This is a genomic window from Neobacillus niacini (assembly GCF_030817595.1).
Taxonomy (GTDB): Bacteria; Bacillota; Bacilli; order Bacillales; family Cytobacillaceae; genus Neobacillus; species Neobacillus niacini_G.
In genome coordinates, this window is the sequence record NZ_JAUSZN010000001.1 from 1,224,925 (window position 1) to 1,250,619 (window position 25,695).

General features: G+C 38.0%; 28 protein-coding genes. 10 read left to right on the top strand and 18 right to left on the bottom strand.

Annotated elements, in window-relative coordinates; translation table 11 throughout:
* Nucleotides 1-382: 382 nt before the first annotated feature.
* The 4 genes from QFZ31_RS06190 to QFZ31_RS06205 all read right to left on the bottom strand — a co-directional run bounded on the left by QFZ31_RS06190 (nucleotide 383) and on the right by QFZ31_RS06205 (nucleotide 2,943).
* Entirely contained in the window at nucleotides 383-952 is a 570-nt protein-coding gene (locus QFZ31_RS06190) for a dienelactone hydrolase family protein (protein WP_307301739.1), read from the bottom strand.
* 177 nt (nucleotides 953-1,129) lie between these two features.
* The gene (locus QFZ31_RS06195; RefSeq protein WP_307301741.1) at nucleotides 1,130-1,546 is read right to left on the bottom strand and encodes a nucleoside 2-deoxyribosyltransferase; all 417 of its coding nucleotides are present in this window, start codon (nucleotides 1,544-1,546) and stop codon (nucleotides 1,130-1,132) included.
* A 102-nt stretch (nucleotides 1,547-1,648) separates the two neighbouring features.
* Nucleotides 1,649-1,837, bottom strand: coding sequence for a hypothetical protein (locus tag QFZ31_RS06200; protein ID WP_307311415.1), 189 nt, complete (start codon nucleotides 1,835-1,837; stop codon nucleotides 1,649-1,651).
* A 437-nt stretch (nucleotides 1,838-2,274) separates the two neighbouring features.
* Nucleotides 2,275-2,943 (bottom strand): DNA alkylation repair protein, encoded by a 669-nt coding sequence (locus QFZ31_RS06205; RefSeq protein ID WP_307301743.1) that lies wholly within the window; start codon nucleotides 2,941-2,943, stop codon nucleotides 2,275-2,277.
* Between the two features lie 352 nt (nucleotides 2,944-3,295).
* On the opposite strand from QFZ31_RS06205, the gene QFZ31_RS06210 reads away from it, so the two are divergent.
* From QFZ31_RS06210 to QFZ31_RS06235, 6 genes are all read left to right on the top strand, one after another.
* Nucleotides 3,296-3,685 carry an IS110 family transposase gene (locus QFZ31_RS06210; protein ID WP_307301744.1) on the top strand — a complete coding sequence of 130 codons (390 nt, stop codon included), beginning with the start codon at nucleotides 3,296-3,298 and terminating at the stop codon, nucleotides 3,683-3,685.
* Between the two features lie 53 nt (nucleotides 3,686-3,738).
* Nucleotides 3,739-3,978 carry an Imm59 family immunity protein gene (locus QFZ31_RS06215; RefSeq protein ID WP_307301746.1) on the top strand — a complete coding sequence of 80 codons (240 nt, stop codon included), beginning with the start codon at nucleotides 3,739-3,741 and terminating at the stop codon, nucleotides 3,976-3,978.
* A gap of 126 nt (nucleotides 3,979-4,104) precedes the next feature.
* Nucleotides 4,105-4,788, top strand: a complete 684-nt coding sequence (locus QFZ31_RS06220; RefSeq protein WP_307301747.1) for a response regulator transcription factor — start codon at nucleotides 4,105-4,107, stop codon at nucleotides 4,786-4,788.
* Between the two features lies 1 nt (nucleotide 4,789).
* Entirely contained in the window at nucleotides 4,790-5,794 is a 1,005-nt protein-coding gene (locus tag QFZ31_RS06225; protein WP_307301749.1) for a sensor histidine kinase, read from the top strand.
* 120 nt (nucleotides 5,795-5,914) lie between these two features.
* Entirely contained in the window at nucleotides 5,915-6,598 is a 684-nt protein-coding gene (locus QFZ31_RS06230) for an ABC transporter ATP-binding protein (RefSeq protein WP_307301751.1), read from the top strand.
* Nucleotides 6,595-9,183: an FtsX-like permease family protein gene (locus QFZ31_RS06235; protein ID WP_307301752.1), complete on the top strand. Its 2,589-nt coding sequence runs from the start codon at nucleotides 6,595-6,597 to the stop codon at nucleotides 9,181-9,183. Before QFZ31_RS06230 ends, QFZ31_RS06235 begins: the two co-directional genes overlap by 4 nt.
* A 190-nt stretch (nucleotides 9,184-9,373) precedes the next feature.
* Here QFZ31_RS06235 and QFZ31_RS06240 read toward each other — a convergent pair whose 3' ends face one another.
* The 7 genes from QFZ31_RS06240 to QFZ31_RS06270 all read right to left on the bottom strand — a co-directional run bounded on the left by QFZ31_RS06240 (nucleotide 9,374) and on the right by QFZ31_RS06270 (nucleotide 16,743).
* Nucleotides 9,374-9,700: a hydrolase gene (locus tag QFZ31_RS06240; protein ID WP_307301753.1), complete on the bottom strand. Its 327-nt coding sequence runs from the start codon at nucleotides 9,698-9,700 to the stop codon at nucleotides 9,374-9,376.
* A gap of 332 nt (nucleotides 9,701-10,032) precedes the next feature.
* Nucleotides 10,033-10,770, bottom strand: a complete 738-nt coding sequence (locus tag QFZ31_RS06245) for an AAC(3) family N-acetyltransferase (protein WP_307301754.1) — start codon at nucleotides 10,768-10,770, stop codon at nucleotides 10,033-10,035.
* A 132-nt stretch (nucleotides 10,771-10,902) separates the two neighbouring features.
* Entirely contained in the window at nucleotides 10,903-11,835 is a 933-nt protein-coding gene (locus QFZ31_RS06250) for a haloacid dehalogenase-like hydrolase (protein ID WP_307301756.1), read from the bottom strand.
* Between the two features lie 342 nt (nucleotides 11,836-12,177).
* Entirely contained in the window at nucleotides 12,178-12,477 is a 300-nt protein-coding gene (locus tag QFZ31_RS06255) for a Zn-ribbon domain-containing OB-fold protein (RefSeq protein WP_307301757.1), read from the bottom strand.
* Nucleotides 12,478-12,482: 5 nt separating this feature from the next.
* Entirely contained in the window at nucleotides 12,483-13,613 is a 1,131-nt protein-coding gene (locus QFZ31_RS06260; RefSeq protein ID WP_307301758.1) for a thiolase C-terminal domain-containing protein, read from the bottom strand.
* 137 nt (nucleotides 13,614-13,750) lie between these two features.
* Nucleotides 13,751-15,076, bottom strand: a complete 1,326-nt coding sequence (locus QFZ31_RS06265) for an MFS transporter (RefSeq protein ID WP_307301759.1) — start codon at nucleotides 15,074-15,076, stop codon at nucleotides 13,751-13,753.
* A gap of 107 nt (nucleotides 15,077-15,183) precedes the next feature.
* The gene (locus QFZ31_RS06270) at nucleotides 15,184-16,743 is read right to left on the bottom strand and encodes an AMP-binding protein (protein WP_307301760.1); all 1,560 of its coding nucleotides are present in this window, start codon (nucleotides 16,741-16,743) and stop codon (nucleotides 15,184-15,186) included.
* Nucleotides 16,744-16,918: 175 nt separating this feature from the next.
* Here QFZ31_RS06270 and QFZ31_RS06275 point away from each other — a divergent pair, with 175 nt between their 5' ends.
* On the top strand, nucleotides 16,919-17,512 hold the full coding sequence (locus tag QFZ31_RS06275) for a TetR/AcrR family transcriptional regulator (protein WP_307301761.1): 594 nt from the start codon (nucleotides 16,919-16,921) through the stop codon (nucleotides 17,510-17,512).
* 276 nt (nucleotides 17,513-17,788) lie between these two features.
* Here the strand turns inward: QFZ31_RS06275 and QFZ31_RS06280 are convergent, their stop codons facing one another.
* Nucleotides 17,789-18,025, bottom strand: a complete 237-nt coding sequence (locus tag QFZ31_RS06280; protein WP_307301763.1) for a YolD-like family protein — start codon at nucleotides 18,023-18,025, stop codon at nucleotides 17,789-17,791.
* A 160-nt stretch (nucleotides 18,026-18,185) separates the two neighbouring features.
* The gene (locus tag QFZ31_RS06285) at nucleotides 18,186-19,415 is read right to left on the bottom strand and encodes a DUF1643 domain-containing protein (RefSeq protein WP_307301765.1); all 1,230 of its coding nucleotides are present in this window, start codon (nucleotides 19,413-19,415) and stop codon (nucleotides 18,186-18,188) included.
* Nucleotides 19,416-19,678: 263 nt separating this feature from the next.
* On the opposite strand from QFZ31_RS06285, the gene QFZ31_RS06290 reads away from it, so the two are divergent.
* Nucleotides 19,679-20,251: a nucleotidyltransferase family protein gene (locus QFZ31_RS06290; RefSeq protein WP_307301768.1), complete on the top strand. Its 573-nt coding sequence runs from the start codon at nucleotides 19,679-19,681 to the stop codon at nucleotides 20,249-20,251.
* Nucleotides 20,252-20,515: 264 nt separating this feature from the next.
* On the opposite strand, the gene QFZ31_RS06295 is transcribed toward QFZ31_RS06290, so the two are convergent.
* Nucleotides 20,516-21,367 carry a DegV family protein gene (locus tag QFZ31_RS06295; protein ID WP_307301769.1) on the bottom strand — a complete coding sequence of 284 codons (852 nt, stop codon included), beginning with the start codon at nucleotides 21,365-21,367 and terminating at the stop codon, nucleotides 20,516-20,518.
* Nucleotides 21,368-21,841: 474 nt separating this feature from the next.
* Nucleotides 21,842-22,039: a DUF6199 family natural product biosynthesis protein gene (locus QFZ31_RS06300; protein ID WP_307301772.1), complete on the bottom strand. Its 198-nt coding sequence runs from the start codon at nucleotides 22,037-22,039 to the stop codon at nucleotides 21,842-21,844.
* 277 nt (nucleotides 22,040-22,316) lie between these two features.
* Here QFZ31_RS06300 and QFZ31_RS06305 point away from each other — a divergent pair, with 277 nt between their 5' ends.
* The gene (locus QFZ31_RS06305; RefSeq protein ID WP_307301774.1) at nucleotides 22,317-22,829 is read left to right on the top strand and encodes a DUF3189 family protein; all 513 of its coding nucleotides are present in this window, start codon (nucleotides 22,317-22,319) and stop codon (nucleotides 22,827-22,829) included.
* Between the two features lie 227 nt (nucleotides 22,830-23,056).
* Here QFZ31_RS06305 and QFZ31_RS06310 read toward each other — a convergent pair whose 3' ends face one another.
* Nucleotides 23,057-23,347 carry a hypothetical protein gene (locus QFZ31_RS06310; RefSeq protein ID WP_307301776.1) on the bottom strand — a complete coding sequence of 97 codons (291 nt, stop codon included), beginning with the start codon at nucleotides 23,345-23,347 and terminating at the stop codon, nucleotides 23,057-23,059.
* Between the two features lie 348 nt (nucleotides 23,348-23,695).
* On the opposite strand from QFZ31_RS06310, the gene QFZ31_RS06315 reads away from it, so the two are divergent.
* The gene (locus tag QFZ31_RS06315) at nucleotides 23,696-24,184 is read left to right on the top strand and encodes a hypothetical protein (RefSeq protein WP_307301777.1); all 489 of its coding nucleotides are present in this window, start codon (nucleotides 23,696-23,698) and stop codon (nucleotides 24,182-24,184) included.
* Nucleotides 24,185-24,276: 92 nt separating this feature from the next.
* Here QFZ31_RS06315 and QFZ31_RS06320 read toward each other — a convergent pair whose 3' ends face one another.
* Both QFZ31_RS06320 and QFZ31_RS06325 read right to left on the bottom strand, forming a co-directional pair.
* Entirely contained in the window at nucleotides 24,277-25,203 is a 927-nt protein-coding gene (locus QFZ31_RS06320; protein WP_307311289.1) for an IS3 family transposase, read from the bottom strand.
* On the bottom strand, nucleotides 25,104-25,670 hold the full coding sequence (locus QFZ31_RS06325; protein WP_307301778.1) for a helix-turn-helix domain-containing protein: 567 nt from the start codon (nucleotides 25,668-25,670) through the stop codon (nucleotides 25,104-25,106). The genes QFZ31_RS06320 and QFZ31_RS06325 overlap by 100 nt, the downstream gene beginning before the upstream one ends.
* Nucleotides 25,671-25,695 lie beyond the last annotated feature (25 nt).

Genomic DNA, 25,695 nt, shown 5'->3' on the forward strand with positions numbered 1-25,695 from the left:
TTGAAGATTTTAACACAAAAATCTGTTTCGCTAAATTGATTAAGAAGGCACTTGTTTTTCAAGTGCTTTCTTTACCTCTTATTAAGTATTCTGCTTCGATAGATGAAGAAGTTATATTTTTATAGAAAATAAGCCCTTCTCATTTATTTGAGAGGGGCCCATTAAAACAAATATATTATTTCATAAGTAGAAAATCTTAAATTTAATAAATTGTGATTACTCAATTCTCAAAGTCATTTTTCTACTGATTGTTTCCATTCTAAAACTCTCATAAAAAGAAATGGCTTTCTTGTTGAACTCCCAGATGCTTAAATCTAATGATGTTGCATTTTGATTTTTAGACCACTCCAAACAAGCTCTGCAAAAGTTTTTTCGTTAACAACTATGCGAGAAAGTCGAGAACCCGCATGATCACAAGTTTCGTCGCGTCAGCATCGTAAGACGGTAAACTGCTGTCGGTGAAGAGATGTTCCTTGCCTTCGTACAGAAAAAGTTTAGCGTGATTGGCCGACACCACAAGCTCACGGGCCGCGTTGATGTCGCCGTCTTCAACGAAAAAAGGATCTGCACTCATGGCGTGAATTTGCACAGGCAAGTCGGCCCGCCACTGAGATTCGAACGCCGAGGTCGGGAGGCATGCATGAAAAAACAGTGCCCCTCTGGCGCCTTCACGAGTTTGAGCGAGTTGCTGTGCTGCCGGGACACCGAGTGAAAAACCAGCATAGACGACATCGCGTGAAAGCTCGCTGGCTGCCCGAACGCCGCGTGCCGTCACTTCTTCAAATCCGATTTCCTTCACAAATTCCAAGCCTTCCTCCAGCGAGGAAAACATGCATCCGTCAAATAAATCTGGCACGTGCACAGTATGCCCCGCATCTCTCAGTTGATCGGCGATTGCTTCTATACCCTTTGTTCGGCCTAAAACATGGTGTAACAACAACACTTCTGCCATCGTTTTTTCCTCCATTAATGAATTTCATATGTCTAAGTTTCGACAAGAAAGCCTGTTTGACCTGCCAGAACTTTACGATTTAGAAATATCTACCTTAATAAAACCCACCCCTTGCTTATTCTATAATCCTGCTTCGTTACTTGAATAATAAAAGCCGAGGAAAATGGCAGCTGATCCTTAACTCAAGCACCTGTTACTTAATAAACTTTTTGATTTTAAGTCTATAATATCTACTAACTCATCTATGGTTCCAAAACACTTTTCGATTTCAGGTAAATGATAAAAAGTACTCGTTGTTTCAATGTTATCTACTTCATTGTTCGGTGAATAAAGATAAATTTTTTTACCATTCCCAATAGCAATACCCAGTTCAATATGGCTTCCTTTACCTGCTGGTAATAAAACTACAACAAAATCAGCTTCTATTACAGCATTTTTCTCCTTTTGACCTATCGCCTTTAGTTCTTCCAATGTTGTTACGTTTTCATTTAAAGTCCAATCATATGTATGGATAAATCCTTTATCTTTTAACTTTTTACTTACATATCTAACTTTTTCTATATTTTTAAAGCTAGATGCTATATAAAATTTCATCATTCTCCCCCTTTTTATTACAATTTTAACAAATATCTTTACACCTCTTATTAAACAATCGCACCTGTTACTTTAAGTACAATACTTCACAATCTCATCGTACTATGAAACAACCTCAAATTTCATGGTGTTTCGTTTTACTATGATATATTCACCTGTTGATTTATTCATTACTTGAGACACTTCCTTCGTATGCGTTATCTCAAACCAATCATTTTGTATATCCACCAGTAATTTTACTTCCACATCACTTTCCCCATATTTTAAACCACTATAAGATAATTTTGTTATGGTAATCATCCCTTTCTTAATGAATAATATTCGTCTGATGAGACATAAGACATATTCTTCTTATTGTATTATCCTGCATCGTTAGTACAATATCTTCAACAAAATAAATAAAAGACTTCTCCTTCTTAAAGGAAAGCCCCCATTGGTTGAAGTAGGACGATCACCATTTATGTGGAAATCGTCCTTTTTTATTTCCTGCTGCACAGTATCGTTGTACTGTGCAGATGGAAAGTTGTTCTTCTTAAAGATAAGCGCCTTACAGACCAAAAAGAGATAGTGGGTTAATCCTTTACATCTTCCTTGCATATTTCACTAACTAGCTGCCATAACGCGTTGTTTTCTTTATTTTTCGGTCCAAGCCTATTACAATTTTCATATTGAGGCGTTGAATTCCTTTATTTTTTGCATTAAACCCTAATAAATTTTTACAGAGGTAACTAATTATTAAGTCGTTTGTTGACTTCAATTGTAATGAACTCCGGCAAATAGCTGGGAGTACATCCTTTTGCTACTATTTCATCTTTGTAAAGACCCGTTTTCTCACCAAGTTTAATACAACGTGCACGATTCTTTTCATCATAAACGCCTATCCAGCCTGCGGTGAAATTCATAGCCCATTGAACTTCCGGTTCTTCCTGCGTAATATTAGCTTCTAATGAAGATAGCAAGTATGCGGTGTTATCAGGCGGTGTTTGTCCAGTCCATCTCAATCGCCCTTGATAATACCAGAAAGCTCGCCTTTGAAGAGTAGAAGGACTATTTTCCCATGACTCCATCAATGCAATTTTCTTCTTGTCTTTGGTGAGCTGATTAGCCATTAACCAATCCATTAAGTTATTTCGCTCATCAAAAGTGTGAGTCTGCATATCCTTATCAAGCTTATTTAGCACATCTTGTGAAAGAAGTTTTTTGTCCATAATTAAGATTGCTAATAGTCTGGGCAAAAACTCTTCGGTTGACCAAAGTTCCATAGCTAGTTCGTGATCTTTTTTAATGTCCTTCGCGATTTTTCGTAAGTCGCCTAGCTTAGTTTTACTATTGATCTGAGGTAGAATGTTTTCTGCTTTTGAAAAGCGTTTTATTTCTGTACCTTTATTTTCATTCATTTTATACAACTCCTTTATTAAAGCACTGTTTCATAATATGTCCTTGATGGGATATATCAAGAACTTAATTTCGTTATAAGTCTTATTGCAGTGGTGTGCCTCCAAAGTTAATATTGTAGGATATATCGTATTAAAGCTTTCTCCACCTATAAATAGAAGAGCAACCATCTTTAATATAATAATAACATTTACTTCCTTTTAATTGGATACGAAAAGAGCAGTCCTTTTTAAAGAAACGCCCCCGTTAGAATTCCTGTAGATAGCTATTTTTCGCGTTTTAAAAAAATAGAGCCCCTCAGTAAGATGATTGTACACACAAAACACAAAATCATTCTTAGGAGGAAGCTCTAATATGAAGTTTAAAATGCAAGACAAACAAAATCAACTAATTGAAAGAATTTCGATTAAACATCTTATTGTCGGAATAGATATAGCCCAACAGTTTCACGTTGCTCGTGCTGTAAACTTCCGTGGAATTGTTATTGGGGATCCTCTAACTTTCGAAAATAATGAAGATGGTTTTGCTAGATTAATACAATGGATTAACCATTTAAAAGCCTTAAAAGGTTTAGATATAACGATTGTTGGCATGGAACCAACCGGACATTACTGGGTAAACCTGTCAAAGTGGCTTTATGAAAGAAATATTGAGGTAGTGACAGTAAACCCCCACCTTGTAAAATATTGCTCAAAGGTTTGGATCAACCGGAGGCGGATTCAGTATGAAATGCCTTACCAGTAGATTTATTGGAAGGATTAGGCTTAATTAAAAAAATAAATTAAGGTGTGATAACGTTGACAAGAGGGACTGCTTTAGAAATCATCCAAAATGAAAGATTACAGAATTTAAATTGGTTTGATGACCATAACATTAAACCAAATGAAGTTGGCATCAGCGAAAGAGCAAATAAATGGAAAGTATATACGTCAGACGAGCGTGCAAATCCGATCTCAGAGAAAGAATTCCAAACAGAAGGTGAAGCATTAGAAAACTTTATTAAACGATTAAGAGCGTTCAATAAATCTCTTCTCTAGAAGTAACGACAGCCTTAGACGGACATGTAGGAGCCAGAAAGTTACGATTTTGTTTCTCTTATTTTTGACGATACCTCCTTGTTTCAATAAGATAAAAGAAAAAGGGTACGTTAGGATGATTCGTAAATGAAAATCTTAGTTGTGGAAGATGATCGAACGATTGCTTCGGGGTTAGAGTATTCCTTGAAGCAAGAGGGCTATGAAATTGTGCTTAGTCATACGGCAGCCTCCGCCATAGAAGTGATGGAAAATAGGATTGAAGAGATCGATTTATGTATATTTGACTTGTCCTTACCTGATGGAAGTGGGTATGACTTGTGTAAAACAGTGAAACAGAAACGGGATATCCCAGTTATTTTTTTAACTGCTTTTGACGATGAAGTGAATGTTGTGATGGGGCTTGATATGGGAGCGGACGATTATATTACAAAGCCATTCCGCATCCGTGAACTGATTTCAAGGATCAACACGGTCCACCGTCGCTACCATCGCCATCCAAAAGCAAAAAACACCATTGATTTCGAAAATATTCAAATCAATACATTAGAAGGAAAGGTCTACAAAAACGGCGAAGAAGTAGTGTTAACTGCCTTAGAATATCGACTCTTCCTCTTATTCGCGACCCACGTTGGACAAGTTCTTACACGTGCACAACTGCTAGACCGAATTTGGGATGTTGCCGGGGATTTCGTCAATGATAATACCTTGACCGTCTATATTAAACGCTTGCGTGAGAAACTTGAGGACGATCCGCAAAAACCAACGATTTTGAAAACAGTTCGCGGCATGGGCTATAAGGTGGGTGATTGAGTTGCTTCGTAATCGAGAAATTCAAATCCTCCTCCTCCTTCTTTTTTCGATAAGTATCATCGGTTTTGCGGTGGCAGCCTTATTCGTATCAATGCTAGCAGCAAGTCTAGTACTGGTGGCATCCATTTTGCTCATTACCACTATGCTGATTTTTACGAAATGGCGTTACCGTGAAATCCAAAAACTCTCTGTCTATTTAAAACAAATTAGCAGCGGCAACTACCAGTTGGATGTGCGTGACAATTCAGAAGGTGAACTGAGCCTATTAAAAAGTGATATTTTTAAAGTGACAAGAATTCTTACTGAGCAGGGAGCGGTTTTACACGAAGACAAAGCAAAACTGACGAATGCGATTTCCGATATCTCACACCAATTAAAGACTCCCCTAACCTCGATGATAGTTATGGCGGATTTGTTAGGTGACAAACGTTTAGAGGATGGAAAACGGGCAGAATTCACTCGCAATCTTCAAATCCAACTTGAACGCATGGAATGGCTGGTTTCTTCTTTACTAAAGCTTTCGAAGATTGATGCCGGGACGATTACGTTTAAAAAGGAGAAGGTCCTCATCGCCCCCCTTATTCAAGCGGCCGTCGAACCTATACTTATACCGATGGATATCAAAATGCAACGTTTAAAAGTAAGTGGTGATGAGCATGCCGCCTTTATCGGTGACTTCAAGTGGACCACAGAGGCACTTCTAAATATCATCAAGAACGGCGTCGAACACAGTGAAGAAGGCGGAGAAATCTCCATCCACTTTTCCGAGAATGCTTTATTCACAGAAATCACCATTCGTGATAACGGGAAAGGCATTGCTAAAGAAGACCTTCCGTACATTTTCAAACGGTTTTACAAAGGTAAACATGCGGGAGACGATAGCGTCGGCATCGGGCTTGCTATGGCGTATAGTATCATCACTAGTCAACAGGGCGATATCGAAGTGAACAGTCATCCCGGTGCTGGAACCACTTTCGAGATAAAGTTTTACAAGCAGGTCATTTAAATTGCCTGCTATTTTTTATGAAGTTTCCAAAAGTGAATAAATTGTCACTTAAGAGTCACTTTAAAGTCATACTAGCTCGATATACTAACCTCAAGACTTTGAAAGTATGGAGGTTTTCTTATGAATATAGTAGAAGTAAAGAATCTATCAAAGATTTATGGCAAAGGTGAAACAGCGGTTACGGCACTTGATAATGTCTCCTTTTCCGTGAAAAAAGGAGAATTTGTATGCATTATCGGGCCATCTGGCTCAGGAAAGTCAACGCTGCTTCATTTATTGGGCGGAGTCGACCGACCTACGAGCGGAAAGGTCCTCATTGATCAAACCGATATTTATGATTTAAATGAAACCCAGCTGGCGATTTTTAGACGCAGGCAAATCGGCTTGATTTATCAATTTTATAATTTGATACCTATCTTAACAGTGGAAGAAAATATCACGCTCCCGATGCTATTGGATGAGCAAAAGGTAGATCCCAGCCATTTTAACAAAGTGGTTGAAATCCTTGGTTTGAGTGAGCGGCTTTCCCACCTGCCGAACCAGCTTTCCGGCGGTCAGCAGCAGCGTGTCTCGATAGGACGGGCGTTGATTAGCAATCCTGCGATTATGCTTGCCGATGAGCCAACAGGTAATCTCGATAGTAAAAATAGCAAGGAAATTATGGAACTGCTCAAGATGTTTAACAAAACCTACAATCAGACACTAATTGTGATTACCCATGATGAGCGTATCGCCCTACAGGCCGACAGGATTATTGCCATTGAAGATGGTAAGGTTGCTAGGGATGAGGTAATTCGTCCATGAACATTGTCCAAAAAGTCACGATCCGGCATTTAAAAGAAAACAAACGCCGGACGCTTGTAACGATGATTGGGGTGATCATTTCGGTGGCGATGATCACCGCCGTGACCACCCTAGGGTTTTCCTTTTTAGACTTAATGGTTCGTCAACATATCGCCAAACATGGAGAATGGCATGTTTTATTTAAAGATGTCAACAAAGACCAAATCAAAGCCCTTGAACAGGACAGCGAAACGAAAACCATGATTCTCTCAAGCACAGGCTATTCGGATTTAAAAGAATCAGAAAATGAAAATAAACCTTATTTATTTTTTCAAAATTATAATCGTGCTGGTTTGAAACACTTTCCCATGGAAGTGGTCGAGGGTAGACTTCCTCGCACTGAAAATGAAATTGCGATTTCCGAAGCAATGATTAATAACGGAAAGGTCGATTTCAAAATTGGCGATCAGCTCACAGTGGAAATCGGTGAGCGCTGGAGCCCTGTAACCGAAAAAGTGTTAACACAGACAGATTTTCTTCAACAGGATGAAGATGGTGTCATCGAGGAGCTACGAACCCACGAAACCAAAACTGTTACCATTGTCGGCATGATTGAACGCCCTACCTGGGAACCAACATGGTCACCTGGTTACACCGCGATTGGCTTTATTGATGAAACAGCCCTCAGCAATACCCATACTGTCGATGCTTTTGTGGTGTTAACGGAGATCGACCGCTCCCTCTACAAACATGCGAAAAGTCTTGCTGCGGCGGAAGGGATCGATAAGGTAAATTATAATGGAGAATTGCTTCGGTACTATGGTGTAACGAATAATGCTCAATTACACAAGACACTCTACTCCTTAGTAGCCATTATTATGAGCGTAATTATCATTGGCTCTGTCGCTTTGATTTATAATGCCTTCTCGATTAGCGTATCCGAGCGGACTAGACATTTAGGGATGCTTGCAAGCGTTGGCGCAACCAAAAGACAAAAGCGGAATTCTGTCTTTTTTGAAGGAGCCGTGATTGGAGTGATCAGTATTCCGATTGGAATTCTGGCAGGTCTAGCAGGGATTGGAATTACCTTTGTGTTTATTAACAATCTTTTAAGAAAGGCTCTCGGCGTTTCCGAAAATCTCGAATTGGTCGTCACGCCATCATCGATTCTCATTGCCTGCGGGATTTCCATTTTAACGATTTTTATCTCTACCTATATCCCGGCACAAAGAGCGTCCAGGGTTTCCGCGATTGAAGCGATCCGGCAAAGCCATGATATTAAGTTGACTGGGAAAACGGTGAAAACTTCAAAGCTTGTACGTAAAGTCTTTGGTTTAGAAGCAGAAATTGGGTTGAAGAACGTCAAAAGGAATAGAAAGAAGTACCTTGCAACCGTATTCTCGCTCGTCATTAGCATTGTCCTGTTCTTATCGGTAACCTTTTTTACGGACAATCTAAAAAAATCACTAAGCATGTCGCAAGATGAACTAACATACGATATTCAAATTAGCGGCAGCCAATTGAAGAATGAAGATTTGACCGAGTACACAAAGCTCGATCATGTGACCAAATCTACCATAATCGAGGAAATGAATTTGGAAGCGCTCATTCCGTGGGCCGAAGTTTCAGAGCAGCTGAAAACGCAACTAGCGAACGAACCCGTCCCCGAGGATGGTATGCATCCATATTACGTATACCTAAGTGCCTTGGATCAAAAAAGTTTTGAAGAGTATGCCAAGCAAGTCGGTGTGGAAGCGAAAGAGTTCACAAACCCAGACACACCAAAAGCGATTGTGATTGAGCAAATTTCCTATGAGGAAGCTGGCACGGGAAGGATTATTGAAACAAACTCCATACAGTCAGAGGTTGGAAAGAGGATCGATTTATTTATGATGCCTTCAGGAGATATGGAGCATGAGCAGCCGGACCGAGAAGTAGTCGGTAGCATTGAAATTGGCGCACTGACACACCATGTGCCAATGGGTGTGAATACCGCTTCACTTGGGAGTGTTAACCTTATTGTCCCTCAAAGTACAATGGATTCCTTGTTAGCGAATACGGACATTGAGGTGTTCCCTTATGTGTACCTCAATAGTTCAGACCCAATGGCGACACAAACGGCGATTGAAGACCGAAAAGATTCCAACGTAAATGTGTTCAATGTCTACCAGCAGCGGCAGCAAGATGAACAGATGATTATGCTCATGTCCGTCTTTACCTATGGGTTTATCACGCTGATTTCACTTATCTCGATTGCAAATATCTTTAATACCATTTCCACCAGCATTTCGCTTAGAAAACGGGAATTCGCGATGCTGCGATCGGTGGGCATGACCCCAAACGGATTTAATAAAATGATCCAATATGAAAGTATTTTTTATGGAGTGAAGGCACTAACCTACGGACTTCCCATCAGCGTCCTCGTTATGTTAGCAATTCACCGCTCCACAAACTATACCTTTGAATACGGATTTCTGCTTCCTTGGATGAGCATTCTTTTCGTCATCGTAGTGATTTTTCTGATTGTAGGATCTGCGATGCTCTACTCGATTTCAAAAATAAAAAACGAAAATATTATCGAGAGCTTGAAACAGGAAAATATTTAAAAAGAAGACGCAATTGGCCTGGGCTAATTGCGTTTTTCGATTACATTATTTGACCTAAATCTATATGATGGTAAATCAGGATCTTGATTATCAAGTAAGAAAGCAATCCTACCTTTCCTGGTACTTGCAAAGTAATCCACAATCTTTCTCTAATGCCTCATTCACTATGTCAACATATCCTCAAAATCCCCTAATGACTAACTTCAATTAGAATTCCCATTTTTCTAATATGTTCTCGGGTTTTTTCATCACCTAAGTCATAAAGCATCGTATAGATCCATAGTATCCGCTGGTCATATTCCTTATTTTGAGGCTGATGATGATATGCAAGATACGGAATGTGTGATCGAAAATAACTTTCCCAATCTGTTTCATCATTTCTATTAAAAAGTCGCTCAAGGAAATGTACTTGAGATTCTGTCGCTTCAATTTTAAAATCCCACTCTCCCTCATAAGGCCCTCTGAAAATTTCATTAGATTGAATATTGATATAGTAACTTTGTTTTTGTCCATCCATTCGATCATCTCCTATCTTTATGGATGTTTACCACAACTTTCAATGTTTTAAACATTTTCATACGAACCTCTTATATGTTTCTTCGTAATAACGTTACTCTACTATTAATAAGGTAAATTCCGCCACCCGACAAAGTATACAAGCTGAAAACCCTTCTGCCGGCTTGATTGCTGCTATAGGTCTCTTTGTTTCTGGATGTAAGATGGATGACATCGTTTCAATAATATGTCTCCAATCAGGAATGAAAAAGGCCTGACTAGCACCTACCAACTAGTCAAGCCTTTTTCCACGCAAAACCTCTGATTGTCCCCTTAAAGAAATGAACCCATAAATCAAGAAAATAATTCTGGTTTTTCTTTAAGTAAGTGATTTAGCAAGTCTGTCATTTTTTCTGTGTCACATACTCTTACTGTTGCATCGCCAAATTGCCCTTTATACATGGCTTGATGATTTAGAAAAATATCTTCAACTCGATTGTATTTTTCAGAGGTATGACCAATATGTCTTCTTTGAGGTATGGAGATTTCCGTTTTATCCGGTAAAATCGTGTAAAGCATTTCGTGTTCATCGGTCAAACGACCTGGTATATCAAGCCATTCCTCGACTCCATGAATATATGTACATCTCCGTAAATCGACTCCGATTAACAAGACGGCTGCCTTCTGATCGAGTAATTTCTCCCAACTTGATTGCCTTGCGCAAGGTGTGTCGAATGAATCATTCCCCGCAATAAATTCATGTGCTCCTTTTCCCAGGGCAGCTACCGAATGCGTTGGATGCCATGAGCGAACAACACCCGGACGTTTTCGAAACAGTTCTGTTAATAGACCAACACAAGATGGTGAGTCATTGACATAAAATCGTGGATTCTCTGCATTAATATACGACCATGTATGGGTAGGAAAAACCAAAAGACCATTTTTCATATAATCCGAGAGTGCATCAAGGACAGTATCGGCCCCACCATCTACTTGCCCAATGCTTTTCATCGATGAATGTACAAGTAATACCCCATTTTCGTCGATTTCCAATTCTTTAAGATAATTTAATAAATCTTGTTTCTTGTACATCAAAATCAACCTTTCAATCTTGAAATATACCAAAAGAATACCACATTAGGATTATTTGTGTATGTTTCCTGAATTCATTATCCATTCGACAAAAAATCCCCTTCCTAAAAAGAAAGGGATAAAATCTAGTTATTATCTTAAGGCAGATGCGGCCATTCTGATATATGTATGTCTTTTACCTCTTACCGTAATCGAAAGGGTTTGAATATTTTCAGGCAACGCCATGCCCGAATACCCAGCATCCCCGATATGAAAAATATCCACTCCTGCTCTTTTCGAACTTAACGCAATGGCGCGAATGGTTTCTTCATCTGCTCCTTCTTGGCTGGTGCCAATTGCCGCAAGGGTTAATGCCCCTTTACTTTTAACGTTTTCGATTGCCTTCGCAAGTGTTTCCTCACGAACACCAGGGACTGTTCCTGGTGCGGGGAAAAGAATGATATCTGCCCCTGCTTCTGCAAAGCGAGAAAATGCATCTAAATCAAATATACTTCCTGCCGTTCCAGCATTATGCATTTTGCCCGCTATGATCAGCCCTCCAAAATGTTTATTCGCTAATGTAATGCCCTTTTCTATTTTCTCATTGGTTACTCCTGATTTGGGGTTACCCGTTAAACAAATAAAATCACATCCCAATTGTTTAGCCATCGCAAGTGATCTCTCAGTAGCTGTACGTCCTTCCGGTAATGAATGCAAATTTTCTAAAGCATTTGCATTGGGATCAACAGGTTCAAGATTAATGCCGACTGGCAGACCAGTTAGTTCTTTAATTTTTTGAATAATATTTTCATCTATTTCACTGCCTGCAGCATTTGGTTGAAAAATGCTGTAGGAATCCACGCCATTTACTTTAGGGTTCATTACATCGAACAAGTTCAGTAAGATCATATCCACCCCGAATACCTTCATCACTTCAGGGTTGGAGACCTCTGGAAGTAAGGGTTGTGATGTCACGACCGTTTCAGCCAATATCGTTCTTCCTTCTGCTGCACGTATTGCTTGCTTTAATTCTTCTCTACCCATTTGCCGAAAATCAGAACCTCTACAATCTAATATTCTTTTCATTTTGTTCACCTCTATTATTTATTCTTCATTTTGCTACCATACTGATTCTATATTGATAATTTACTCAATCTCTTATACAAGTGTCGGGAAAGCCGGTAACATTATCTCATATGTACATCGAAATCATCTAATTCTTTAAATTCTATGTCTATTGCAATTAGTACACAAGATCACTTTTGCCGACACACCTGGAAAAGGAGTTTAAACATAAATAAAGACCTACCTTTCTTTAGGTTTCAAAGAAAGAATAGGTCCATTTTGAGAAAATAGGAATTTAATCGCTTAGCCTGATGGCAATGGTGACAGGCACCGGATTTGATTTAATACACGCGGGACCAATATTCACACACGGTTTTTAAAATGATAGGCCCCGTTTTTAAATTTTGTGAAATGCACCGTTTCCCCTATTTGTACTGGTTCCTCGATACGGGCGGTTACTTTTAGCGTGGTGTTCTTTAATTGAATGATTGCCACTGTATATGGACTTTCTTGAACAAATTCTGCTGGTGGCACGTAAATGGTTGTTACAGAATAGACCGTACCTTCACCAGAAATTTTCCGTTCACTAATTTGGTCATTTTCGGAATCTGAGGAAAAAGGCTTTCTCAGATAACTCTTGTTTTTATACTCATATATAATCATTGAATTCAGACCCTTTCTAATACATGTACCACAGAGTAAGCGCCAGTGCCGCCTAAATTTTGTGACATCGCTATTCGTGCATTTTTGACTTGGTTTACCGCTTCTCCTCTTAATTGAAGGACAATTTGTACAAACTGTGCCGTACCCGTTGCCCCAATTGGGTGGCCTCTTGATAAGAGACCTCCACTTGTATTAATTGGTGTTTTACCGTTTATTCCAGCTTGTCCCTCCTCTATGAATCTCCAACCTTCAAGACGATTGGAAAAGCCTAACCCTTCTATCGCAAGAAGTTCTGTGATGGAGAAGCAATCATGAACCTCTACAACATCAATATCAGATGGGCCTAATCCTGCTTGTTCATAAGCGAGCTTCCCTGAATTGATAATGGCGGGAATTTGTAGAATGGAATCCAAGTCCTGGATATTCGTGGGACCAGACACTTGAACAGATGCGCGGATTTTAACTGCGCTCGGATTTCTACTTAATACTACACTGGCTGCCCCATCTGTTATTGGTGAACAATCAAATAGGCCAAGTGGCTCCGTAATCTGTTTAGCTTGCATAACTTCTTCCATTGTCGTTGGCTTTCTGAACTGTGCAAGTGGATTGTTTATTGCATATGAACGATTTTGTAATACAACATTTGCCAGATGTTCCTTTGTTGCCCCACTTTCATACATATATCGATTAGCCAGTAGACCAAAGAAACCCGGGAATGTTAAACCAGCATTTTTTTCACTTGAATCATTATCCATTGCTGCATTTATTGCTTGCGTCACAACGTCAGTCGCAGCATGTTTCATTTTTTCCCCGCCAACAACAAGTACGTTTTCATACGTGCCACTTAAAATACCAATTACTGCTTGACGAATCGCGATGCCTCCAGATGCACATGCACCTTCTACTTTCAATGAAGGAATATGACCAAGCTCTAGATCATTCACAAGCATGGCACCTAGAATTTCCTGGTTCGCAATTGCCCCGCCCATGAAGTTTCCAACAAATACTGCATCAATTTTCGGATGTCCTGCATCTCTTAAAGCATCCCTCGCAGCTTGAAGTAAAAGCTCTTTTAATGAATGCTCAATATGTTTACCGAATGGTGTAATACCAACACCACTTACAAAAACATCCATCTCTTATCTCTCCTTTATTACATATAAGCGGCGACATCAACGAAATTCACTTGACCAGTTATAAAGCTAGCATCCTTTGAAACTAGATAACTTACAGTGGATGAATTTCAGCAGGTCGTCCCTTACGATTAATAGGTTTACGCTTTTTTCACGTCTCTTTGACCGTTTTCCTCGACCTCTGTTTGATCATGATGGTGATCACTATATTGTGAAATTTTACGGGTGTCTGGTGAAAGTATTGCCAACACGAGCGAAAAGACTAGTCCTACAATCATAAATCCACCGAATATATAGGGGGACGCACCAAATTTCGCACCCATTTCTGTCCAAAGCATTGGCCCAAATCCTACAATGGCAGCCGCGACTTGATAACCTAGACCAAGCCCTGTATAGCGCACATTGGCCGGGAACAATTCAGAGAAAAATGTACCTTGCGTAGCGAAAATGGCACTCCAAACCACACCTAATAATAAAACCTGCATGATGTAGAACATGGTTGAGCTTTGCCCAATCATCGTGAAATATGGAATGGCTAATATGATCAACGCTACGATCCCGCCGATATAGATGGCTTTACGACCGATAAAGTCAGATAAATATCCAGTCAATGGAATCGTAATAATCATGGTTGCACAACTTAGTGTTAAAGCCAATAATGCCACATCACGACTATGACCTAGAAACGTTGTTGCATAAAACAAGATAAAGGACATAAGGAATACATTGAAAAAACCGTCTCCCAGTTTTAAACCAATCAAGCGAAAAATATCCTTTTTGTGGTATTTAAAGGCATCAATAATAGGTACCTTTGCAATCTCTCCTTGTTCCTTTTTCCTTCTAAATTCAGGAGTCTCTTCAATGCTGCTGCGAATCCAAATCGCTAAAAGTACTAATACTGCACTAAAAAGGAAAGGGATTCTCCAGCCCCAGGCCATAAATTGTGCTTCTGTCGTTAATGAACTAATTAACGTGAAACTAAATGTCCCGAGAACTAATCCAATGGGTACACCTAATTGGGGAATCGAACCAAAGAAACCACGCACACCTTTTGTTGCAGATTCTGTTGCAAGTAAAACAGCTCCACCCCATTCACCACCAAGGGCAATTCCTTGTAGCAAACGTAAAACGACAAGCGCGATTGGCGCTACTAAACCAACTTGCGCATAGGTTGGAAGCAATCCAATCAAAAACGAACTTCCCCCCATCCCGACCAGTGTCAGCATGAGGGAGGCCTTCCTTCCAATCCTGTCTCCCATATGCCCAAAAATGATACTTCCAAGAGGCCGTGCAGCATAACCTGCTCCAAAAGTAGCAAAAGCAATCAAAACAGAGATCGTCGGATCCTCTGAAGGGAAGAATAATGTAGCAAATACAATTCCTGTTGCTGTTCCGTATAGATAGAAGTCATACCATTCAATGATGGAACCGGCTAAACTAGCTAATAATACTTTGACATTTTTCATAGATTCGCCTTCTTTCTTATAGTGTCTGGTAAAAATAACACATCGAATTTTCTCGTTAGCCTCTTCTTTCGCTGCTTAAACCTTAACACCCTCGAACTTCTCGGTTCTTAAATGAGTAGTAATTTACGCAGAATATGTTTCTGGATTTTCCCAACAGGTGTACGAGGGAAATCTTCTACAAATTCAATAAGTTCTGGAACTTTAAACTTTGCTAATCTTTCTTGGCAGTGTTTAATGAGCTCTGCTTCAGACACTGCACTACCTTTATTTACTATGATATATGCTTTGATGGCTTCATCTCGCATCTCATCCGGGATCCCAATAACAGCAGCTTCGTAAACAGCTTCATGCTCGACTAACACGCTTTCCACTTCATTCGCTGCTACATTTTCACCTGAACGCTTAATCATATCCTTCATCCGATCAACAAAGTAAAAATAGCCATCTTCTCCGACATAACCATTGTCCCCAGTTAAAAGCCAATCCCCTTTGAATGTTTGGCTTGTTGCTTCGTCATTCTTAAAATATCCCTTCATCAATGTTCTGCCGCGAACACCTTTGACAGCAATTTGGCCGACTTCTCCATCAGCCACTTCATATCCGTTTTCATCAAGTAATTTTACTTCATAGCCAATGCTTGGCTTTCCGATGCTCATATTTTTTCGAATGTCATTGATTGGATTGATTAATGGAATCCCAATGGTCTCAGTCATCCCGTACATTTGCAGCAGTTTAAGATTGAATTTTCCTTCAAATTCAGTTAATTGATGTTCCGCTACTGATTGTGCGAAAGTGATTAAACGGATCGAGTTATCCCGGTCTTTCTCGTCATATTCCTTTGCCAGTATCATTCGAATCGGAGCTGCAAATAGTGAACCAACCGTACCACCAAGGGCCTTTGCTTGTTTAAAATAACGCAATGCACTAAATTTCTCTGTAAACGCAATACTAGCCCCTACGACAAGTGCAGACATGGTTGAGTAATACTGTGCATTGCCGTGAAATAATGGTAAAACGATGAATGGCCGATCGTTCTCCGTTAAATTGATCGATTTTGACATTAATTCACCGGTATAAATATAATTTGCGTTCGTCACCTGTACGCCTTTTGGTTTGGAAGTTGTCCCTGATGTATAAAGCATAGCTGCAACATCCTCAGACAGTATCTTCGGAAAAGCCTCTGTACCATCAGTTGAGTTTTCTATTAAATCATTAAAGTTAATAACCCCTTCAATCGCTTGGTCACAGCGAGTAATGATTGTATGTTGAATCGTTGGCAATTCTCTACGTATCCCATCAAACTTATCTAAATACTCAGCTTCAGTCATCAATACAACAGCCTCAGAATGATTAATAATGTATTTCATCTCATCTGCTGTTGATAAAATGTTGGTTGGGACCATGATGGCGCCAATATTCGCCAATGCAAACCACGTTGTAAAAAATTCCATATTGTTTGGTAAATGTAAAACAACATGATCCCCTTTTTTTAGTCCTAACTTCAAGAAAGCATTACTTAATTGGTTCACTTCTTTATGGAATTCTTTATATGTTTTTTTATAACGTTTTTCATTCGCATCTTCAAAATGAATAAACACCTTCTCCTCGTGCTGCTTGACCTTATCTGCTAATAGTGAACGTAATGTTCTTTTTCCGATTATATCCACTTTCATCTCCCCTTTGTTAGCGTTTACATTTCGTAGACTATAGTCTATAAGATAATATATCTGTGCTTTAGCTGTCAATATATATTTCTGATTATTTGTGCAAATCAAAAGATTATAACTTTTATAAGATTATGTTAAAATAGGAATCAATTAAAGTACGAGTAGGTGTTAGACCATGGAAAGGAAAACGCGAGAGCAGCAAGCAGAAGAAACAAGACAGAGAATCTATCAGACAGCTTTAAAACTTTTTGAAAAAAAGGGGTTTAATCAAGTAAGCGTCGATGAAATTGTTCAAAAAAGCAAAAGTTCAAAAGGTGCATTCTATGGCCATTTCTCATCAAAATACGATATTTTTTTAGAAAAGTTCAGAGAAATCGATTCATTTTATGAAAATTTTGCTCAATCCTTACCAAGTCATATGCCTTTTGAAGACAAAGTCACTTCCCTTTTCGATGCCCAATTGACATACTTAAAAAATGAACTGGGAGAAGATTTGATGAGGAGTGTTTATACGAGCGGCTTGATCAGAAATGAAGCGAACTTTTTCGCCAACTCTGAGAGAAGCTTATATAAAATTTTAAATAGGTTTGTGCATGAAGCCATTGAAAATGAAGAACTGCCAAAATCAACCGATAGTAATAAAACCAGTTTCTTCATTTCAAGATGTATGCGTGGTACTCTTTATGACTGGCTTTCATTTGGCGACAATGATCATTTAAACGATGAAGCGAAAACGTTTATATCTATCTTTCTAAAAGGTCTATTATAGAAAAATGGGGCACCCCGGACTTGGTAAGACATAAAATTTCTTGTTCCTTGGTCCGGCGCCAGGGTTTAAGTTTGTCCGTGGAGTTATCAGGGGGAAGGTTCAATCGAAACATATTAAAAATGCTTGGTCTCTACTAAAAGGGAACCAAGCATCTCTAAACATTTTACACAGTAATGGATCTATTTTCTTTATTCCCTTTTGGTGGCCATTTACAACATTCTATCGAGTTTTAATTTCCTAATTTGTCTTATAAAAAAGGAAGATATTACATTAAAACTACTCTACAATCATTACTCCGACTATATCTTCGAAAGCTATGCGTTCAATTTCATTAGATTTCACCTCAATGCGGAGCTGAAACGTAATCGGATCAACATAATGAATACGGCCAGTAATTGTTTCTGTAAACCCATCGCTCCAAACCTTAATCTCCACCGGAAGATTGTATTCCATTGCATAGGCAATACTCCAATCAAACTCCGCCTTCTCATATTCGTCTAGTAATGGCTTCATTTTCCGTTCTTAGTCCTTAAACATGGCACGATTCATCTCCAAACCTAACGGTATAAATGTCGTAATTAGACAGTTGATACATTAAGTATTTTCTATAGTTATCAACAGCTGGAAAACAAAAGATTGATACTTTTGAGAACATGTAGAGAGCACTTTCCTTTTATTGCGCATATATTCTAGGAGTTAACTCTTTTTTTGCATATAAGGGGTGTTTTGGTTGGTTACACTTTAAAATTTCCAAGCAATGAACATCAATATTTTCATTTGAAAGTAACTCTAATACCTCTTTGTGTCGATTTCTATAGATCCCTTTTTCTCCCCATGCAACTACTACTAAACTTGCACTTCTTACGGCTTTCACGATATAGTCATCATTTTCTGAACCAACGGGATTCTCAACGTCTCTTAACATATCGAAATCTGTAGCCCGATACGAAAACAAGTTTACCATTTTCAATGACCCATATTTTTCGTTATGCCACCTCTTGGCGAAATCTATGCAACGTTTTAGAGTCGGATCATCATTCTCACCATCTGCAGTGCTCGGATTTAAACAGATGAATACGACTTTTTCTTTATTGGAATTCCATACTCTTGTAAGAGAATACCTGTATTGGCCAGTACTATCAAAGATGGCATCATTTTTTCGTTCAGTGGATTTATCAATTTTATTACTCAACCACTGTTCTGCTTGTGCTGCTACGAATCTTTGAAACTCAACTTCGTTACCCCTTTTACTATCACCTAATACATTTATAATATCTACCCATGTCAAAAGACCAATACCCTTTAAGTTGACTATTCCATCTTTTCGGTGTGGGAGATCAAACCTAACATGATCAATTGAATATGAGTATACATTTATATAGTGGGATCCCTTTGGAGAATGTTCCTCATCTAATATCAGTAAAGAAAAATAAAAGTCTTTTCCATTTTTATAGTCTAATCCAACGTCAATATTACGGATAATCTGGTTTCGGGATTTGTCATGGGAGGTGGAAAGGCTTATATCACTTTTATATTTGACCTCAATAAACCAAACAAACTTGTTCGATTCGATGATTACATCAACTTCAGACTGACCTTCTCTTGTTGGTAAGTTTAATGGTGGATTCAATTTTTTCCACAAGATGATGTCAATAGATTCTGCTGGATAAGTTAAATCTTGATGAAAGGATTGCTTGAATAATTTGGGTAACCAATTACTTGGGTTAATTTGCCTTAGACTCCTGAATACATTCCAAGTTATCGCATCTTCGCTATTTTCGCTTCTTAATTGATCTAATTTTTTCTCTCTCCAATTAAGGAATTCTGTATCGTATTTATCAATGATAAGTGAATCCCTAAAGTCCTTATTCACTAAGACACCACTCTTAGATCTCTCTTGCATCGTCTCACTCCCCGGGTTAGGCTGAAAAGCCTTTCTTTTATATTCCAAATGAAAACTTAGGTAGTTTTGAAACATTAACTATACAAACATATTTCTTAGATACTATTACAAATTTCTGCGTAAAATCACATTTCCCTTCCTTTTCTGGAATTATATAGGTTTTTATACCTAAGAACTTCTTAATTTAATGGAATATTCCCCCTTTATTTACGTTAATCTGTTAATATAGGAATATACGTTCTGGAACAGGGGATACAAGCAATATGTTAAAAAATAAAGAAGATGTAATAAAATTAATCCGAAGCGATGAAAAAATGATGGAGATTATTAAGATTGCAAGCACACTGAATTTACCAGACTGGTGGATCTGTGCCGGTTTTGTGCGTTCAAAAATCTGGGACACACTGCACGGCTTTACTGAAAGAACGGAGACCCAAGATGTTGATGTAATCTATTTTGATAACCAACACATTGATGAGAATTTTGAAAAGGAACTAGAGAATAAGCTAGTAAGCATGATGCCTTCTATACCTTGGTCCGTGAAAAATCAAGCAAGAATGCACGTCATTAATGATTTTCCTCCCTATAATTCTTCGGAAGATGCTATTTCAAGGTTTCCAGAAAGTGTGACAGCGTTAGGAGTAAAACTCGACAAGGAAAATATTTTAGTTCTTACTGCTCCTTGGGGATTAGAGGATGTCATTAATTTAGAGGTGAAGCCGACTCCCTATTTTACTGAAACAAAAGAACTTGCTGCCATTTACGAGCAGCGAATGATTAAAAAGAATTGGAAGTCTATTTGGCATAAGATTAAAATCCACCAACTCAATTTGTAGAATGCCTTCCAAAACCGTAATAAAACAGCAACTTATAAAAAATAGCCTAGTTCCAATGAACTGGGCTGTACACTGTATTTATTTCGAAGAACTAATACCTTCTATTTAATGTTTTAACATCTATATCCTCATCAATTTCTAATTGTTTAAACGTAAATCCTTTTGTATCCCCTGTACCTTGATATTTATTACTATTAAATGTAAAAGTACGGTTCTACCCAATCGTTTTTCCTCCTACTATAACTCATCATTGATTCGTACTTCCTAAACCTCCAAACCTGAAATCCCTACACCTCCAGGTCCCGCATGAGTTGAAATCATTGCGCCTGCTTGGATCCATATTACATTATTGAAACCAGCTTCACTCGCGATTTCAGTCATCCGCTTCTTGATCCTTTCATCAAGTCCGATTGAATATAGAAGGTAAAGTTGCCTTCTATCAATATTGTATTGATCAAAATAATCTCGCAGCAGCTTTTCTGAAACTGAGTCCATACTCCCTCGATATTTTTTGGTTGAAGTAAGATTTCCATCAACTAATTCAATCCGCGGCTTTATTTTTAACAGTGCCCCTCCGAGATACGCTAGATTACTAACTCGTCCACCTGCTCTTAAAAAATCTAAGCTGCCGGGAACGAAAGCTAGTCTTGATTTCGGAACCACTAATTTAATCTTCTCTACTAACCGTTCAGGGTCAATGGAAGGTTCATTCTCTAATAAGGTAACCGCGTACATCACAATCGCTGTTAATCCCCCTGTAACGTTCAAAGCATCAATTAGAAAAATATCATTTAAACCCTCAGTTGCGATGATCGCATTTTGGAAGGAAGAAGATGCCTTCGAAGTATAACCGATATGCACAATGGTGCATTCAGGAAAATCATTTTTGATCTTTGTGTAAAATTCAAGATATTCATGCGAATTGGTCGATGTTGTCGAAGGTATTTTCCTTGTCCGTTCGTAATAATCATAAATTTCCGTTACAGCTAATGAACCATCTAAATAATCCTTTCCATCCATAATTACATGCATTGGAACCACTTGAACATTATGTTTTTCAGCTAAATCTTCTGGTAAATCCGCACCACTCTCTGTCGTTAAAATAATTCTTCTCATTCTTATCCCCCACTCCAAAATAAAAGCCATTACGAATTTCCTCTGCATTTGTGTTCTACTCTACTATACATGAAAAAGGGGGACGGCTACACGTACCTTAAGTAATTTAGGGGCAGTTCTCATGGATATAAAAAAGGCCATTAGACCCTTCCCCATAGTCACACAGCAGTGGTCAACGTTCTTTTTTTTTCACATTCGAATAGGATTTTTATATGGGGGTGTATCCTTTGAACATTTTAATATTGATTATATTACTGATACTAATATTTGTTATCTTTTTATTCATTCGAAATGGCATGGATCAAGTAGTAGAAAGTTTTTCTCTAGGAGACTTTTTGCATCAAAACAGTCTTAATTCAAAAGATACAACGATTATCAACAAGATTAACGAATATTTTGATAATGATGATGGCAATGGAGACGCAATCGATGGTGGTGAGTAACAATTTCTATCAGTGGTTTGTTTAAAAACGTTCAAATAAAAACATTTACAATTTCAGCGATACCTATAAGGATTAAAAATACTCCACCAATTCTCGAAGACCAAATATAATAAGTTGATGGATCTCTTGCTTCCTTCGATTTCCATCTCTCAGTTAGATCCCAAAGCACAGCGGGTATTGCTACCATAAAGAAACCAAAGAAAATAAATATTATGCCAATTACAATCATATTGCCCCTCCTCTATCCTATACATTCTATTACGTTGATATAAATAATTTAGTTTCAATATTTCACACATCATCAATTCTTCTAACACTAATAATGCTCCGCTAGCTATAATAGTTCCGTTACAATTAACTTCTTCATTTCCATCTTGGAATAACATGTTATCCCTTGATCCGGTGCATATTTACATAGAAGAACACAATAAAGATTTATCGCTTTGTATGTTAATACTAAAAATATCCATATTATAGGTAAGAGAATATATAGAGGATGATTTCCGATGTTATATATCTATAATGATTTCGCAGGGACACACTCCACTGCTTTGGCAGCGGCCTACCATTTGAAACAATTGCCTCAATCTGAAAGAAAGCTGACGAAAGAAGAAATCCTTAATGTCCAATATTTTAATCATTTAACGAAAAAGGACTTTGGAAAACTTCTTTTTCATGGGATCGATGAGGATGGTAATTCCGTTTATTCCATTGGCCGGAAACGAGACAAATATGTGGTGCCAGCCATGAGAGAATTGGCGTTGCTCTTTCAGGAAAAATTTCAGTTAAACGAAAAACTTGTTTTTTCCAATACCTCTCCAACAGTTCCAATGGCTATGTCACTTGGGGGATTGTTTTCGAGAGTGCTTAATATTGACGTCATTGGAGTCCCTTTATTAGTGATAGGCGCCAAACGATGCTGTGATAATATTTACCGTTTGGTGGAGAATACCAAGCATGTCGCTAAAGCTTCCAATAATGAAACTGTCATTATTTTAGAAAATGAAAAGTACAAGTAAAAGAACTGGAAGTAACAGGGATATTCCAACAATTCATACAGGAAAAGGAAGATAATCGGAGAGTTAGTGACAATATAGAGGATATTAAAAAAAACAAATTGAAAGCAGAGATCCACATTGATCCCTGCTAATTTGTTTCGTTTTTTTATAAAATTTTTCTAAAGCAGGGGCGATTATGATGTAGGGCATCGTGATGATAATTGGAAATCGATCAAACCCATATAGAATTAAGTTATCCAGGTTATGACTTGCGATTTATATAAGTCCTGCCAAGTACCATTTATTAATTCCATTTGTTTTAATTGCTTTACCTCCACATTTATTCTTCTATTGGTTTTAACTATTCCCCTAATAAGTGAATAGGCAAGAATCACCATAACAAGCATGGAGCCTGCATGAAATACTCCTGATATACTTTGCACATGGAAGCCATAAAAATTATCCGGTACCACTGGTTTTTCTACTAAAGCTAGAAATAGTAAAATGGGTGCGATCACATACGGATCAGTCTTTTCCAAAAACCAAACGCTGCCGATAATGACCTATGGCTGAGTGTGATAACAAGCATGAAGTCATAACCAGATAGTAAAAAAATGGTCTTGGTTTGAGTTATTGCTACAATGTTTTAAAAAAGCACGGAGGCTCTCTCCAACTAATAGATATGTACCAAATCGTGGAACCACCATAGCGCTGATTTTCCCAACAGCTTGTTTTAAACTGGCACATAGAAAAAAGGAGTCGTGAATCATCTAGGGGTTCCGTTTCTTATTATCTTCATAGGTAGCTTAGATACCTTCTTTATTGAATACCAACAAACAAGATTTAGAATACTAAGTGAGTACGAACTTTTATGGAGGTAATCAATAATGAAACTCCTTGGACTTGTTCTAGTATTAGTACTTGCACTTACAGCATGTAATCAAACTGACACAACAAATAATAAACTCAAAAACAACAACACTAACACAACTAACGTATCAAACAATGATAACATTGGTAAAGGTCAAGGATATGGTGGCAAAAGTCAAGGATATGGTCAAGTAAAGAAGATTGAGGGCCAGGCAGTAGCTCAAAAAAATGAAGCACCAGACCAAGAAGATATAATCGCAATAAATGTTTCAGAAATTACTCATTGGGAAGTGAAAAACGTTCAAGTGGCAACGGGACCAAATCCAATTGTTAACATTCATTTGGGTGAAGCTCCTGATTACGGGGTAACAGAGTTCAATATAGAAGATAAAGAAATGACTAAAGACGAGATAAATTATTGGTATGGTAAAGACTTCCTTACTCATTATTCAGACGTTAAGTCTACTCCAGCAGGGGAGTTAAATATTACATTTTATAGGCAATAAATATCAATATGCAGCCTAAATAAGCAAGTTACCGTTACCTATAAAAAAAGCAAGGCCCGATTGATGTGACCCCCAAAAGTTAGAGTTTTATATTAAGCAGCTAATTGGCTAGTATGGACCCGGTATTGAACCGGGCTCATACCTGCCAATTTTTGCTTTATACGCTTGTTATTATAATAACTGATATATTCTTCAATTCTCTTTTTTAATTCCTCATATGAGCATAGTGCTTCCCCGTAATACATTTCTTGTTTTAGTAATCCGAAAAAGTTCTCCATTGGCGAATTATCTAAACAGTTTCCTTTACGAGACATACTCTGGAACACCTTGTTTTTCTTAAGGGTTTTCACCCATTTATTATGTTGATAATGCCATCCTTGATCAGAATGTACAGTAGTTCTAAACTTTGAATCTTTTACTATTTCTAGTGCTTCCTCGAGGGGGGTGAGAGCTAAATCTAAGGTTGGACGCATACCTATACCAAAAGAAAGAATTTCACTATTGAACATATCCATAATTGGATTTAAATATAGCTTAATACCGTCTGAACACTTAAATTCTGTAATATCTGTTGTTAGTTTTTGATGACACACATTCGTTTTAAAGCGGCGATTGATAAGGTTCTTGGCAACAGTTCCAGTTGTACCCTTGTATGAACTGTACTTGCGTGATTTTAATTTGAATTTATCTCCCTTGAGCCCAAGCTCGTTCATGATGCGTTGCACCTTCTTATGATTCACTTCATACCCACGGTTTTCTAATTCTAATTGAATACGACGATAACCATAATTTCCGTTATGTTCTTCGAAAATGGATTGAATAAGTTCCTCCAACTCCTGGTCTGGATTCTCCTTATTCATCATTTTTATATGATAATGGTAGGTGGATTCAGGAATGCCGACTATTTGTAAAACATCTTTTAGTTTGAAGGTTTCTTTAAGTTCGAATGATAATGCTGCTTGTGCTTTTCGAGATAGCCCTTCGGATCCATCTGAAAAGCTCGCAACTTTTTTAAATATTCTACCTCTAAACGAAGAAGTTCGTTTTCTCTTTCTAACTTTTGTTCGTACGTTAATTCCTTATCTTCAATGTGTTTATTCTTTTTGTTTTTTTTAGTTTTATCAGACATGGATGGCCGTCCTTTCGGTCTATCCAGGGCTTCAGTACCACCCTCCAGAAGAGCCCTTTTCCAAGCTGCAATCATAGGAGCGTTAGTTATGCCAAATACAAGGGCTGTATCAGTTTCTGAAGAACCTGTTCTCTTCATAAAGCTTAATACATCTAGCTTGAATTGAACAGAATATGTTTCTCTATGTTTCTTCCTCTTTAAACCTTCCACACCAAATTTCTCGTATACCTTTACCCATCTCCTAATCGGAGTACTGTCTTTCATGTCATACTTTTTAGCTAAAAGAATATATCCTAATTTCCCATCTTGATATTCCTTGACTAACTTTAACTTAAATTCTTCACTATATTTGGCCATAAAAATACACCCCAAAAGTTAGATT

What these genes read in the sequence shown, in the direction of transcription:
- QFZ31_RS06190 (WP_307301739.1), bottom strand. Translation starts at nt 952, where the DNA reads ATGGCAGAAGTGTTGTTGTTACACCATGTTTTAGGCCGAACAAAGGGT.
- QFZ31_RS06195 (WP_307301741.1), bottom strand. Translation starts at nt 1,546, where the DNA reads ATGAAATTTTATATAGCATCTAGCTTTAAAAATATAGAAAAAGTTAGA.
- QFZ31_RS06205 (WP_307301743.1), bottom strand. Translation starts at nt 2,943, where the DNA reads ATGAATGAAAATAAAGGTACAGAAATAAAACGCTTTTCAAAAGCAGAA.
- QFZ31_RS06210 (WP_307301744.1), top strand. Translation starts at nt 3,296, where the DNA reads ATGAAGTTTAAAATGCAAGACAAACAAAATCAACTAATTGAAAGAATT.
- QFZ31_RS06220 (WP_307301747.1), top strand. Translation starts at nt 4,105, where the DNA reads ATGAAAATCTTAGTTGTGGAAGATGATCGAACGATTGCTTCGGGGTTA.
- QFZ31_RS06230 (WP_307301751.1), top strand. Translation starts at nt 5,915, where the DNA reads ATGAATATAGTAGAAGTAAAGAATCTATCAAAGATTTATGGCAAAGGT.
- QFZ31_RS06235 (WP_307301752.1), top strand. Translation starts at nt 6,595, where the DNA reads ATGAACATTGTCCAAAAAGTCACGATCCGGCATTTAAAAGAAAACAAA.
- QFZ31_RS06240 (WP_307301753.1), bottom strand. Translation starts at nt 9,700, where the DNA reads ATGGATGGACAAAAACAAAGTTACTATATCAATATTCAATCTAATGAA.
- QFZ31_RS06245 (WP_307301754.1), bottom strand. Translation starts at nt 10,770, where the DNA reads ATGTACAAGAAACAAGATTTATTAAATTATCTTAAAGAATTGGAAATC.
- QFZ31_RS06250 (WP_307301756.1), bottom strand. Translation starts at nt 11,835, where the DNA reads ATGAAAAGAATATTAGATTGTAGAGGTTCTGATTTTCGGCAAATGGGT.
- QFZ31_RS06255 (WP_307301757.1), bottom strand. Translation starts at nt 12,477, where the DNA reads ATGATTATATATGAGTATAAAAACAAGAGTTATCTGAGAAAGCCTTTT.
- QFZ31_RS06260 (WP_307301758.1), bottom strand. Translation starts at nt 13,613, where the DNA reads ATGGATGTTTTTGTAAGTGGTGTTGGTATTACACCATTCGGTAAACAT.
- QFZ31_RS06265 (WP_307301759.1), bottom strand. Translation starts at nt 15,076, where the DNA reads ATGAAAAATGTCAAAGTATTATTAGCTAGTTTAGCCGGTTCCATCATT.
- QFZ31_RS06275 (WP_307301761.1), top strand. Translation starts at nt 16,919, where the DNA reads ATGGAAAGGAAAACGCGAGAGCAGCAAGCAGAAGAAACAAGACAGAGA.
- QFZ31_RS06280 (WP_307301763.1), bottom strand. Translation starts at nt 18,025, where the DNA reads ATGAAGCCATTACTAGACGAATATGAGAAGGCGGAGTTTGATTGGAGT.
- QFZ31_RS06285 (WP_307301765.1), bottom strand. Translation starts at nt 19,415, where the DNA reads ATGCAAGAGAGATCTAAGAGTGGTGTCTTAGTGAATAAGGACTTTAGG.
- QFZ31_RS06290 (WP_307301768.1), top strand. Translation starts at nt 19,679, where the DNA reads ATGTTAAAAAATAAAGAAGATGTAATAAAATTAATCCGAAGCGATGAA.
- QFZ31_RS06295 (WP_307301769.1), bottom strand. Translation starts at nt 21,367, where the DNA reads ATGAGAAGAATTATTTTAACGACAGAGAGTGGTGCGGATTTACCAGAA.
- QFZ31_RS06300 (WP_307301772.1), bottom strand. Translation starts at nt 22,039, where the DNA reads ATGATTGTAATTGGCATAATATTTATTTTCTTTGGTTTCTTTATGGTA.
- QFZ31_RS06305 (WP_307301774.1), top strand. Translation starts at nt 22,317, where the DNA reads ATGTTATATATCTATAATGATTTCGCAGGGACACACTCCACTGCTTTG.
- QFZ31_RS06315 (WP_307301777.1), top strand. Translation starts at nt 23,696, where the DNA reads ATGAAACTCCTTGGACTTGTTCTAGTATTAGTACTTGCACTTACAGCA.
- QFZ31_RS06325 (WP_307301778.1), bottom strand. Translation starts at nt 25,670, where the DNA reads ATGGCCAAATATAGTGAAGAATTTAAGTTAAAGTTAGTCAAGGAATAT.